Origin of the sequence: Aquimarina sp. AU58 (assembly GCF_900312745.1) — a bacterium.
Taxonomy (GTDB): domain Bacteria; phylum Bacteroidota; class Bacteroidia; order Flavobacteriales; family Flavobacteriaceae; genus Aquimarina; species Aquimarina spinulae.
Genome location: NZ_OMPD01000014.1, coordinates 2,568,835 through 2,581,938 on the forward strand (window position 1 = coordinate 2,568,835; position 13,104 = coordinate 2,581,938).

Annotated in this window: 15 protein-coding genes; 3 read left to right on the plus strand and 12 right to left on the minus strand. The window is 30.7% G+C overall.

Annotated elements, in window-relative coordinates; translation table 11 throughout:
• Positions 1-73 precede the first annotated feature (73 nt).
• From DK441_RS22460 to murA, 3 genes are all read left to right on the plus strand, one after another.
• Positions 74-358, plus strand: a complete 285-nt coding sequence (locus DK441_RS22460) for a DUF493 family protein (RefSeq protein ID WP_109852835.1) — start codon at positions 74-76, stop codon at positions 356-358.
• Between the two features lie 323 nt (positions 359-681).
• The gene (locus tag DK441_RS22465; protein WP_074406607.1) at positions 682-1,338 is read left to right on the plus strand and encodes a DUF4290 domain-containing protein; all 657 of its coding nucleotides are present in this window, start codon (positions 682-684) and stop codon (positions 1,336-1,338) included.
• 47 nt (positions 1,339-1,385) lie between these two features.
• Positions 1,386-2,696, plus strand: coding sequence for a UDP-N-acetylglucosamine 1-carboxyvinyltransferase (gene murA / locus DK441_RS22470; protein WP_109852836.1), 1,311 nt, complete (start codon positions 1,386-1,388; stop codon positions 2,694-2,696).
• A 174-nt stretch (positions 2,697-2,870) separates the two neighbouring features.
• On the opposite strand, the gene DK441_RS22475 is transcribed toward murA, so the two are convergent.
• From DK441_RS22475 to DK441_RS22530, 12 genes are all read right to left on the minus strand, one after another.
• A complete protein-coding gene (locus DK441_RS22475; protein ID WP_109852837.1) occupies positions 2,871-4,763 on the minus strand; it encodes a PAS domain-containing sensor histidine kinase in 1,893 nt (630 codons plus the stop codon).
• A 363-nt stretch (positions 4,764-5,126) separates the two neighbouring features.
• Positions 5,127-5,318: a cold-shock protein gene (locus tag DK441_RS22480; protein WP_024769089.1), complete on the minus strand. Its 192-nt coding sequence runs from the start codon at positions 5,316-5,318 to the stop codon at positions 5,127-5,129.
• 208 nt (positions 5,319-5,526) lie between these two features.
• Positions 5,527-6,003: a hypothetical protein gene (locus tag DK441_RS22485; protein WP_109852838.1), complete on the minus strand. Its 477-nt coding sequence runs from the start codon at positions 6,001-6,003 to the stop codon at positions 5,527-5,529.
• A gap of 797 nt (positions 6,004-6,800) precedes the next feature.
• Positions 6,801-7,007 (minus strand): hypothetical protein, encoded by a 207-nt coding sequence (locus tag DK441_RS22490; RefSeq protein WP_109852839.1) that lies wholly within the window; start codon positions 7,005-7,007, stop codon positions 6,801-6,803.
• A 142-nt stretch (positions 7,008-7,149) separates the two neighbouring features.
• Complete coding sequence (locus DK441_RS26805) at positions 7,150-7,287, minus strand: hypothetical protein (RefSeq protein WP_160112239.1); 138 nt, start codon at positions 7,285-7,287, stop codon at positions 7,150-7,152.
• Between the two features lie 49 nt (positions 7,288-7,336).
• Positions 7,337-7,867, minus strand: a complete 531-nt coding sequence (locus DK441_RS22495) for a dihydrofolate reductase family protein (RefSeq protein WP_109852840.1) — start codon at positions 7,865-7,867, stop codon at positions 7,337-7,339.
• Between the two features lie 194 nt (positions 7,868-8,061).
• Positions 8,062-8,274: a hypothetical protein gene (locus DK441_RS22500; protein ID WP_109852841.1), complete on the minus strand. Its 213-nt coding sequence runs from the start codon at positions 8,272-8,274 to the stop codon at positions 8,062-8,064.
• Positions 8,264-9,103 carry a bifunctional 2-polyprenyl-6-hydroxyphenol methylase/3-demethylubiquinol 3-O-methyltransferase UbiG gene (locus DK441_RS22505; RefSeq protein ID WP_109852842.1) on the minus strand — a complete coding sequence of 280 codons (840 nt, stop codon included), beginning with the start codon at positions 9,101-9,103 and terminating at the stop codon, positions 8,264-8,266. The genes DK441_RS22500 and DK441_RS22505 overlap by 11 nt, the downstream gene beginning before the upstream one ends.
• A gap of 674 nt (positions 9,104-9,777) precedes the next feature.
• Positions 9,778-10,173, minus strand: a complete 396-nt coding sequence (locus tag DK441_RS22515) for a (deoxy)nucleoside triphosphate pyrophosphohydrolase (protein ID WP_109852844.1) — start codon at positions 10,171-10,173, stop codon at positions 9,778-9,780.
• The gene (locus DK441_RS22520) at positions 10,160-11,032 is read right to left on the minus strand and encodes a YDG/SRA domain-containing protein (protein WP_109852845.1); all 873 of its coding nucleotides are present in this window, start codon (positions 11,030-11,032) and stop codon (positions 10,160-10,162) included. The genes DK441_RS22515 and DK441_RS22520 overlap by 14 nt, the downstream gene beginning before the upstream one ends.
• Positions 11,033-11,225: 193 nt before the next feature.
• Positions 11,226-12,140 (minus strand): hypothetical protein, encoded by a 915-nt coding sequence (locus tag DK441_RS22525; protein WP_109852846.1) that lies wholly within the window; start codon positions 12,138-12,140, stop codon positions 11,226-11,228.
• Positions 12,141-12,298: 158 nt separating this feature from the next.
• Positions 12,299-13,036: a hypothetical protein gene (locus DK441_RS22530; protein ID WP_109852847.1), complete on the minus strand. Its 738-nt coding sequence runs from the start codon at positions 13,034-13,036 to the stop codon at positions 12,299-12,301.
• Between the last annotated feature and the right edge of the window lie 68 nt (positions 13,037-13,104).

Here is a 13,104-nt window from a genome sequence, read left to right on the forward strand (position 1 = left end):
TTTCTGTGTAACTTCGTTTTTATAAATCATAAGATGTATCTTTGGCCTAAATTTTGATCTGATACATGTTACTATGAAAGACCCTGAAGAGTTTTATGAAAAATTAAAAGAGCAGTTGGCAGATACATCACTATGGCCAACTTCATATTTATATAAATTTATTGTACCTACAAATACAGAAAAGATTGAACAAATCGAATCAATTTTTGATAACCTGGGTTCGGTAATTCAGACTAAACAATCTAAAAATGGTAAATATACTAGTGTATCTATCAATGTTAGAATGAAAAATCCAGATCAGGTGATTGCTAAATATAAAGAAGTTGCCGAAAAAGTAGAGGGAGTAATTTCATTATAGTATTTAGGTTGTACCAGATATCGCAAAGAGGTAAAACAGCCAATTTATAGGTGAGCATAAAAGTTGAGATGACTTTATTACCTGTTTTCTTTATTAAATACCATTGATTAATAAATAAAATATAGTAATGACAGTAGCTTACTTATTTTATTTTAGTATTTTGCGAAACGAATTATAGAATAGTCCAAAAAGTAATCAATTGTCAAACTGAATCTAAAGAGGTTATACATAATTACTTATAAATAGTTTTCAAGAACTTATATTCACAACAACTTACATATTGATTTTTTAGGCTATCTCTACACAATTTTCACATACATTTTATGGATATATATAATATAGAATACAATACCGAGCGCGAAAAGCTCATTATCCCAGAATATGGTCGTCATATGCAGAAAATGATAAACCATACGGTTACTATCGAAGATCGTGAAGAACGTAATAAGGTTGCAAAGTCGATTATAGCAGTAATGGGTAATCTGCAGCCGCATTTACGAGATGTGCCTGAGTTTCAGCATAAATTATGGGATCAGCTGTTTATAATGAGTGATTTTAAATTAGATGTAGATACTCCTTTTCCTGTATTGACTAAAGAAAAATTACAGGAAAGACCAGAACCTCTTGAATACCCTCAGAATTTCCCAAAATATCGTTTTTACGGAAATAATATTAAACGAATGATAGATGTTGCAAATGGTTGGGAAGATGGCGATTTAAAAAATGCACTTACTTTAACAATTGCAAATCATATGAAAAAGTGCTATTTGAACTGGAATAAAGATACGGTAGAGGATAGTGCGATATTTAATCATCTTTTTGAACTAAGTGATGGTAAAATAGATCTTAAAGGAAGTAATGAAAATCTTACAGATTCTTCAAACTTGATGAGAGGAAAAAAGAAAAAGCATACGACAACAAATAGTAATAATAGTGGTAAAAAGAATTACCGAAATAACCGTGGTAAAAAACGCTATTAAAATTAATCAACTACCAAATTACTAACCGCTAACGAACTAACGATTACATGGGTACTTTTCAGATAGAAGGAGGGCATCAGCTCAAAGGGGAAATCACGCCTCAGGGCGCCAAAAATGAAGCCTTACAAATTCTTTGCGCAGTATTATTGACACCAGAAGAAGTTATAATTTCTAATATTCCTGATATACGAGATGTAAATAAATTAATAGATATTCTTAGGAATTTGGGTGTAAAAGTCCAAAAATTAGGAAAAGGAAAATATTCTTTTAAGAGTGATGAACTCAATTTAGAATATATGGAGAGTGAACAGTTTAAGAAAGAAGGAAGTGGTCTTAGGGGATCTATTATGATTGTTGGGCCCTTATTAGCAAGATTTGGTAAAGGGTATATTCCGCGTCCAGGAGGTGATAAAATTGGAAGAAGACGTTTGGATACCCACTTTGAAGGGTTTATTAACCTTGGGGCAGAATTTAGATATAATAAAGAAGAACGTTTTTATGGTGTAGAGGCACCAGAAGGTTTAACAGGTACCTATATGTTACTTGATGAAGCTTCGGTAACCGGTACTGCAAATATTGTAATGGCGGCTGTACTCGCCAAAGGCACAACTACAATTTATAATGCAGCTTGTGAACCTTATTTACAGCAGTTATGTAAGATGCTTAATGCTATGGGAGCAAAAATCTCTGGAGTGGGCTCTAATTTGTTAGTGATTGATGGGGTTAAAGCTTTAGGCGGATGTGAACACCGTGTACTACCCGATATGATCGAGATTGGATCATGGATAGGACTAGCTGCTATGACAAAAAGTGAAATTACTATTAAAAATGTAAGCTGGGAAAACCTGGGATTGATCCCAAATACGTTTAGAAAATTAGGGATTGCCCTGGAGCGGGTAGGAGATGATATTTATATCCCTGCACATACGAATGGATACCAGATAGAAAGTTATATTGATGGTTCATTTATGACCATTGCCGATGCTCCATGGCCTGGATTTACCCCCGATTTATTGAGTATCGTTTTGGTTATAGCTACACAAGCCAGAGGAGAAGTAATGGTGCACCAAAAGATGTTCGAGAGTCGTTTATTCTTTGTAGATAAGCTTATTGATATGGGAGCTAAGATTATTTTATGTGATCCACATAGAGCTACAATTATAGGCCATGATTTTCAATCTACATTAAAAGCAACTACAATGGTATCTCCTGATATTAGAGCCGGAATATCATTATTAATCGCAGCATTGAGTGCTAAAGGAACATCAACTATTCATAATATCGAACAAATTGATCGTGGATATGAAAATATTGATGAACGCCTTAGAGCAATAGGAGCTAAGATTATTAGGGTTTAAGGCGTAATAGATACATATTTTTGACGCAAGAGATTAGATAACTAGCTGCATAGGCCCTTCTTCATATGCCATCTCTTATGGTTTATAAGATTGCATAAAGGCCAAAAAAAGAGTTTTAGTATTTTTATTTCTTTGAATTGTATTTTAGAAATGTATTGTTTTTAATGCTAAGAATTAGACCGTTGTTTGAGATACTTTGGTATATGGAATAGTAAAATAGAATGTAGATCCTTTACCTTTTTTACTTTCTAACCAAATTTTTCCTGTTAGCATTTCGACATAAGCTTTGGCAATAGATAATCCAATACCTGCACCTTCTAGTGCATAGCGATCTTCGAGATCTGCCTGTACAAATCGTTCAAAAATAGCTTTCTGACGATCTTTTGCGATCCCCATACCAGTATCTTTTACATAAAATTGAAGAATATCTTTATCCCTTAGATATCCAAACTCAATTCCTCCTTCATTCGTGTACTTAATAGCATTTTTTATTAAGTTAGAAAGGATTGCATTAAATTTTTCTTTATCGGTTTTGATGATTGCATCTTCTGTCGACAAATCAATTGATAATGATAGTACAATATCCTTTTTATCCGTTTGCGGTTTAAAGAGGTCAAATAAATACTTGGTTTGTTTATTGATATCAACCTCTTCGATATTGACTTTTACCTGATCTGCGGCTATTCTGGAGATATCAATAATATCCCTGATAATATTAAGCATGCGTGCTCCACTTTCTTTAATAAGATCCAGATACAGTTGTTGTTCGTCACCAGTAAGTTTTGGTTCGTTTAAAAGCTCTGCAAGACCAAGAATACCATTCATAGGGGTTCTTATTTCGTGACTCATATTGGCAAGAAAAGCAGATTTAAGGCGATCACTTTCTTCGGCTTTTTCCTTTAATCGACTTAGTTCAATTTCGTATAACTTAATATCTGTGATATCTGTTAGAGTACCAACATACCCAATAATTTGATGTTTATCATTGTACTCGGGTATAGCACGACCTAATACCCAGGTTACCGTACCGTCGGGTTTAAGAAATCGGTATTCGGCATCAGAGGTTTCTTTTTTACCTGTAGCTGAATACCATCCTTGTTTTAGTCTTTTTCTATCCTCTGGATGTACTGCATTAAGCCATCCATCATTTAGGGCTTCTTCTTGTGATAATCCCGAGATAGAACACCATTTTGGATTAACAAATATGGTCTTTCCATCGCTTTGAGTCATAAATACACCTACCGGTATCAGATTGGTTAATGTTTGATATCTGCCTTTGGTGAATTGAGCTGCTTTTTCGGCTACTTCATATTTTTGCTTGTACGTTAGGGAATGAAAAATATCTTTAAAAGTAAGATAGTTAACATGGTAGGTTTCTTTTTCAAAATACTTTAGATATAACGTAAATATAGCACTATAAAAAATAGCCATAGACCCCTTTGATAATAATCCTGATAACAAGAGTTTTGGTATGTTTTCAAAATACCAAAACGAGCCTAGTGTAAAAAAGATGGCATCAAAACTAAGAACTAGTACCATAGTAAACATTACTCTAAGAAATAAGCTAGAAGTATGTTTTGAGATAAATTCGTATAAAAATATGATCAATATTGCATCCAGATAAAGTACTCCGGTTCCTACAAATAGTACCAGTACATTTGTGTAGAAGAAATCTGTAGAAATTTCGAAAGGATTATAGCTATATGCTCCTTCCATATTCATTCTAAAAGCAAGTAAAAGAAAGCATAATACAATATTGGCTATAACTAATGCGTAAATTAGTTTTCGAGCTGTAGTTGCATCTTCTTTGATGTATATTAGAAGTATGGCAAAAAGTGTAGCAGAAAATAAAACAGATGAACCTGGAGAAACCACGATAGCATCAGATATTTTGAAATAAAGTGTACTGGCCATAAAAACCTGCACAAACTGAAACAATCCCAAAGAAGCGAATAGCACTCCTAAGCCTATTATCGTTCGCAAACGAAATAGTAGTAATATTAGGAAGGCAACAACAAATCCTTGAAAAAGAAAAATTAAGATTTGATAGAAAATTAGTGTGTCCATAAGAGTCTAATGCTACATTTAATAGGCGTTTTTAGATTCTTTGGTTAACCTATTTGTGTATAACATATAATTTTTAAGCCCCTTAAAGCTACGAACAATTGTTAAAACATTAGATATATAATCCCTTAAAAAACGATTTTTAATTAGTAATTATTACTTGTGATTACGCAAAAAAAAGGAGTTTAGATGTGTATTATGTTGATTTACAGTTTGTTTTTACTTCAGTTACGTTTATTTTGATTTTTTTTTAATGAGAAGATATGCTTATAAAGTACTTAAAATAGAATTTAGGTTATGGTATAGATAAAAAAAACCTGTCATTTTTGACAGGTTGTAGTGCTTTAAAAAATTAAGTAGTATATATTAAATTACTTTTACATTTACTGCGTTTAATCCTTTTTTGCCTTCTTGCAAATCAAATTCTACTGCATCACCTTCTCGAATTTCATCGATTAGCCCAGAGATGTGTACGAAATGTTCTTTGTTAGAATCTTCTTCAGTGATGAATCCAAATCCTTTGGCATCGTTGAAAAATTTTACTGTTCCTTTATTCATTGTTAAAATTTAAATTAGTTAATAAAAATCAAAGATAACGCCAAATATCTAAATGATCATCATCAAGATGTTTTTTACTTTACTTGTTAACACAAATTTTAAGTGTTTATTGCTAATATAGGTATAAAATTGTTAATTTATCAATTATTGGTGATTCCTATAGTAGGTGTAATTATGAAATATAGATGATTAGATATTATATAATTACTTAAAAATATAGTTTTTGTAATTCTAATGTATAATCATATTGTAAATCTTCGTGCAGTACTGTAATCTTCTTATTGATAGCCGATGTTTCGCGATGATAGATGTTTTTGAGAACAGTATTATTTTGTATAGAAGGAGTGAAGTTTTTTAACTTTTTGCAAAAATAAAGAAGCAATTCTATTTCAGTTTCTTTGTTTTTCGAATATCGAATATATTTCTTTATCGTACGCAAAATTTTTCGAATACTTTTTTTAATATAATAATATGATGCGGTGTTGATCATTTCGAATTGCTCATCAATTTCTCTCTGTATGCTTATGATATATTCTTCTTCATGGGTCGATTCGAATAATAAATAGGTAAGTAATTCTTTGTTTTCTTTTTTAAATCGGGATAGACGAAGACATAGTTCTATAAGCTCCTGGTGCGAACGATCTGTTAATTCGGTTTTTAGTTCTTTTACGGTAGCAGTTTTCATCTATAGGTAGTGCTTGTTTTATGGTGATACATTTCCTGTATGCAATTTAAATAAAACAATAGTTTCTAACCGGCTAACTCATTTTTAACTTATAACAATGGTATATCGATACTTTGATCCTTTTATACCGTGTGACTTTATGTTTTTGCACTTTTTTTGATAACTGTTTGATATGTATGCCGTTGGTATATAGGGCCTCCCAAAGTTATTAACATAGTTATTAACAATAAAAGTAGGTTTTTACGTGTTAATTATTAGTAAATTTTAATAAATAATGTATTATATCGAAGTTATTATATTTTTAAACAAATTATTAACAATAAATCAACAAATAATTTGGTTTATTGTTAATAACTTATTATATTACAGGTAATTAACCTTAAATCACACAATCATGAATCATTTTTATTCCACTTTTGGGTTGAATTTTAAGAGTATTGTAAATTTTTTAAGAGAACTCCCTAAGGCTTCTAGTTATGCAATTCGTAAGTAATAGAGATATAACAAATTTTGGGCATTTGTTTTTTAAATCTATGAGAGGGATTATTTTTTGGTAATCCCTTTTTTTATGTTTGATACTGAAATGTATATATAAGAGGTAAGGTAAATGAGAAGATTACTACTTAAAACTCTCTTAAATAATAGTATGCGTTTTTGATAGAATACACTTCTAATAGGTTTTGATTATATTCTTTTATCACTAGGTTACATGCTTTTAATCTAAGATCAAAACTAATCTATGAACTCACCCTATTTTTAAGTTTAGCTAAAAATAGGATGAGTATGTTTACATAGAACTATCCGTAAACCGGGTAACATTCCCATCCGTGATTTATAAGAAAGTCAGCATTTTTAACATCCTGTTCCAAAGTCCTTCCATTAACAGTTTTTTCACAAGTCCAACTTGTAGGTTCAGGATCAAGGGTTGAACTCATGTTTCCGGCATTAATAGCCGATAGGTTAGATAATTTAAATTTTTTGAGATCTTTAAGAGTACTTTTCATAATATGATTTAAAAGTTAAACATACTTCTAAAGTATAGTTATTAAGCGACCTTATAGAAGATAGTTTATAAGTGTAAGGGAAATTTAGATAAATGAGATAGATAAATTTATAAGCGCAAGAAACATGATTTTGGAATTGAAACTATTTTACTTTAAAAAGACTATCTGTTGCCGAAACCAATTTAGATTCTTTAAACCTTAGATCTCCAAATTCAGAAGACCATAATTCTTTAGCAGATTTGTTTTTATATTCTTTATGTTTATTGTTTAATTGATGCATATATCAGCTGATGTGTTTTCTGTATTTTATTATGATTCGTTATTTTATATTATTCTTTTTCATACGTTAAGATCTGAAGTCCATCATCAAAAGATTCTTTTTCGATTAACTTCCATTTTTTGTTTGTTATAGAATTACCAAATAAACGAATTCCATCTCCAATAATTATTGGATTAAGTTTTAGCTTGAGCTGATCAATCAAATCATTATCTAAAAGCCAGCCAGCAAAGTCTCCACCACCACATAAGTAAATGTCTGTTTTCGAATTTGCTTTAATTTCTTTTACCCGATGAATTGATCTTTTTTCAATATGAACAGAGTTTGCCAGGTTTTCAATTTTCATTGAATCCGAAAAAATGTAATGCTCCATATTTGGATAAGCAGCTTGTCCTGGCTGAAGACCGTATTGAAAACCAAACTCATACGTTCGTCTTCCCATTAGTACAGTTTCAAATTTTAAAAGCTCAGCCTGATATTTTTCAACTCCCTTCCCTTCAAGTATGAATTGACTTATGTCGTCGTTCTTTCCTGCTATAAATCCGTCGAGAGAACTTGCTACGTAATAAACAATTTTTTGCATATGATTTTATGTTTTTAGAATTTCTACATTACTCACAACATTATAAGTAAGTATCGAAGTAGCGCAAATTGTTACCTTGCTTTTTGGTTTTTCTCACATTGATTGTTAACTTTTTTATCATAAGTATTGTTTTTTACCAAAAATATAAGAGTCGTTCGATTAAAACTTAGTTGTTATGAATATATATTATGATGTTATGTTTTTTTATTTTTCCTTTTCGCTATTTTCATACGACTATAATCGCAAGCTCCATTCTCTAAATATTCAATTTTATGTTCAGATAACAGTCGAACAATGATTTCTCTTGTTTCCTTTTCATCAAATCCGAGTTTTTCTCCAAGGTCGATTTCGTTTAACCGGCCATTGTTTTCAATTAATGCGTTATAATATTTTTCTTTATTTTCCATACGTTATTTGTTTTTTTACCGCTATCATCATATGCGGGCTAAAAGGTAAAAGATAGCTGTCGTTTTCTGTAATCTTTGTAAGTTTTAATAATGTTTCTTTCTTTTTGTCATTTAGCATATTAGTAAAATAATTTTTGTCTAACCAGGCCATTCCCTCAACTGCATAAGTAGTAAGATACGTTAATTCTTGACTTATAAATTCGTTTTTAAGCTGTTCTGGTGTATGATAATATGCTTCTGCCAAAAGCCATGGGAAATCATCTGGGGGATTGTGTATTCCATTTGTTAATTCGTTTTTACACATTTCAAAAAACGATTTTTTATGAATAAGCCCATTTAAAAGGCCTACCAGAGTAGATGCGGTATAATTGATGGCAAAACCCAAAATGATTCCGTTATTCTTCAAAACACGTTTTGCTTCGCGGATACTTAACGCTCTATCTTCTTTTTTTTGAAGATGATACAAAGGGCCATGTAGCAGTATTAGATCGGCAAAATTATTAGGAAATTCGAGTTTTCGGGATTCTCCCCAATGAACGGAAAACCTGTTTTTTAATTTATCGGCTCTGTCTTGAGCTATTTTTATATGTTTGGGAATAGGTTCGACCAAATGTACCTGGTGTCCTTTGTTAGCAAGCCATTCCGAGTATTTTCCTGTCCCACCACCAATGTCAATTATTTTTGATGGTGAGGTAGTAATATATTTTTCTATGAGTGATTTGGTTCTTTCAAATTCAAAAACACCCATTCCTTTGTTAAGCCTGGTTTCTTCGGATGCTGTATTATAAAAGAGTTCTATGTTTCTGCTTATTAACTGTTTACTATTCATTTTTAATCACTGTATTATCATCACCTTTCGAAATGCAGCATGCATAGCATAGTGATAAAGCAATTGATTTATAATCGATTACTAGTATTAAAATTTGATAAAATAATTGGATATGCTTATCTGTGCATTAAAAAATCAGAAGAATTTTTATGCATTAATTTCTCGTTGTATAGAGAATGTCTTTTTATAAAGACTCAGATCATATGTCGAATTAGTATAACAGACTATAAAGATATTAATTCTGAATTGATTTTTCTTTTCTTTTTTGAATTAACCAGAATATCTCATAAGTTATAATCGAAATTAAAATTAGAATGCTATTAAAGTTAAATAATCGTGCTACTTTTTCATACCCATTAATTATAACAATACTTATACCTATCATTAATAATAGACTCATAAAAAGACTGAAAATGTGCAATACTTTGTCAACTAATCTTTTTCCCATTTTGTGACTGACTCCACGCCATATTTGAAATAAACAATAAATTAATAAAAGTACTGTAGCTAATAAAATAAGTGATAGATCTATATAATTCATATCATTAAACTTTCCAGCCTTCTACAATTGATAATCTCTTAAAGTAACCATAAAAAGAAAATACCCGGCTACATAGAAAGCTAAGATTTTAGATATAATTTGAAATATCTTCATTAATATTGGGAAAAATTATTCACTGCGTTAGTTTAATTATTAATTCTTGAGCTATTGGAATATCTGCAGGAGCAAGCTTCCAATCTAACAATTCATTTGGTTCAATCCATTCATATCTGTCATGATCAGTGAGTTTGAAGCTCGAACTCACAAAATTACATATGTAAGCGATTAATTCAATGGTGAAATTTTCATACGTGTGCTCAGAAGATTTGAAGAAGCTCTCAATGTTAACTTCCATTTCTAGTTCTTCTTTAAGCTCTCTAATGAGTGACTCTTCATTACTTTCATTTTCTTCAACTTTGCCACCCGGAAATTCCCAATATCCTCCAAGAGATTTTTCAGGTTTTCTTCTACATATAAGAATCTTATTATCATTGTAAATGATTCCACAAACAACTTTAATCGTATCCATGACTTTCTCTATGATGTTTAAAATTGTCTAAACCGATTTGATGTTTATCATGTACAAATAGTTTTCCTTTTTCTTCTCCCAAAAAAAGGTATTCATCAGATATAGAAAAAGTACCCTTATCAAGCATTACATGATGATTAGGACACAAACATAGTAAATTTGTCGTACTGTCATCTCCATCATGAGGTCTTCCCAAAGGACGAATATGTGCTCCTTCAGCATAAAACCCATTCTTGGTTTTTATAGCAGTTCCGCAGACTTGACATCGAAAGTTGTATAGCTTTTTTATGCTTAATGCAATTTTGGAGTCTCTAACAATTCTTAGGACTGTTCCTTTTTTTCTTTTTTTATCTCTAACACTGTGATCCAATTCTATCTCTTCTGGTAATTTTTTGGATGGATTGGTGCCCGAATAAATTAGTTTAAAGAGGCATATCTTATAACCGTTTGTTCCTACCTTTTCAAATGCTTCAATAACACTATATAGTCCTGCATATTGATAACCACTTTTTGGAGAGAAATCTGATTTATGTTTATGACCTCTAATAACTCTTACAGGTAAACCTTCATCCATGCTTTTAAGTAAACCGGCATTTCCACTATTCTCCCATGTTTGATCAGCGATTTGCTTTCCATTCTTATTTCCTCCAGCACCAGTATAGAGAATTTCATCTCCAAGATCATAATCATCTTCATAACCTCCGGAAAGAACTATTGCTGCTGTCCCTTCTTTTCCATTACCATCGATCCCAGATCCCCAGTTTCTGTGAAAACTAGATGGCATCATTTCTTTTCGGCCTTCGAACCAATGTCCTTCTTTAATACCTGGGATTTCTCCGAAAATTATAGGTCTTGACATTTGATTGTATTGCTTAAATTATCTTTTGTATTTGATATAGATAGGGTGATGTATTATATAGAATATTTAATCTTGTTCATCCATGGTTATTCACAAATCTAACTCATTTTTGATCAATTTGAAATTAATGAACTACGTATTTTTAACCTGAGATTAAGGATAAGGTTTAAAAGATTAGCTAATTGCTATGATTTTATGGAATTTGTAAATTATCACCTGTAATGTGATTATATGTTGTTAGCATTATATCTTTATTTATTACTTGGTTAAGCACTAAATCTAAAAGTTTCCCTTTTACAAGTTGACCCCAGTTTTTCTTATTTAAATTAGAATATAAATCTCTCAACTCTTCAATCTCTTCAAAAATTATTTGTTGTCCAAAACCAAGTTTTTGAAGTTCTTTAATTATTTCATCAAGCTTTCGATTAATATCTTCCTTATTATCACTTATAGAGTCATAAATAGGAGTTACAAGCTTCCTTTTCTGTTCTATATAGAGTTTACCTTCTAATGTTAATTGTGCATCAGCTTGTCTAGCAATACCTTGGCTGTTAATATATCCTGTGTTCATTAAAGTGTTTACGTAGTCAAACTCTTCCCTTCTTTTTTTAAGGATAATCCCATTTCCTTCTAGAATTGGTAATATAGCATAGAAATTATCATCATACAAGTCGTATAACTTATCTAGTATTAAATCTATAATTTCTTCGGAAGTATAATTGGATCGTTGGTTTAAGTCAATTTCCAAAGGTTTGATAATTAAGTCTGAAACTCTCCAAAGGTTTTTATTTATATAAAGATATGATAATTCATTTCTTATTTTTTGTTTAAGACTTCTTACATTAATTTCTTGATTATTACTTGACTGCCCTGGTATTTTAAATTCATTATTATTGAGAGACTTGAACTCATATGAATATTGATTATTTTCTTCAAATGCAATGTTTAGTTCATTCAAAACTTTTTTTCTCCATAAGTTATATTTGTCTACAAATTTTTCTTCCTCTTGTTTTCCTTTTGGGTTTGTATTTAAAATGGTTTCTCCATATTCATAAAGTACTTTTATCCGTTCAGCGAATTTTTGCCATTCTATTTTAAGTTCAATCATTTTTGTATTGTAGTTACAGATTTGTAATGGACAATTGCCTTTTGTCATTCAATAATCCAAATTAATAAGTTTGCACCCATATTTATTGTGGAAAACCACATGTTTAATCTAAGACTTGGGAAAGGGCTTTACATAGGATACGTTGTTAGGCATAGTTTTTATTTCTTTTTTTGATAATGAAATTGATAATAATAGGATAAAAAGAAAATTGAATTATCAATGTTATTTGGGTTTTCAAACTTTGTAAAATCATTCAGTACGTTAATGGCTTCAAGCCCATACTTATCATCCTTTAATTTTTCTTTCTCGTTTTTCCCGTATTCAATTGCGTATTTTCTTATATCTAGACTTTTATTTTTCTCATCTTTAAATTCAACAAGAAATATCTCCTGAGCAAACTTTTTTAAATGAACTAATACAGCACTATTCTCTGCTTGTTTGAGATTCTTAGAATTTTCAGATATCTTATTTTCAAATTCAGATATTTTTATGGCATATTGTTCCATTAATTTGCTCTGGCTTTCAATTTTTTCTTCAAGTAGTGAATTCTCGTTTTTTAGAACCTGATTTGTCTTTGTGAAATCTTTTAAATCTGTTTCTTTAATTCCAATTTGCTTTGTCAAATTGTCGATTGTATTTTGCTTAGATTTCAATTCATCATACTTATCAAATACAGGTTTAACAGAATAAAAGTACGATAGGATTAAAAATACTAAAGTAGCTATTGGTGTAAGTTTCCAAATAATGGTTAGTAGACTTTCTTTATTTGGCTTGTTTTTTAATTCCTCAATCAACTGAATTTTAAGTTCCTTTTTTATTTGTTCAAAATCTATTGTTTTGTTTTCTGAACTTTCAGATTGGGTATTATCAGGATTTATTTGTTCAGTTTCGTCCATTTCTTCATATTATACCTAACGGTCTCGGCTATGAGTAGTTGAGTGGATTAGCACTTAACTTTGCAAGT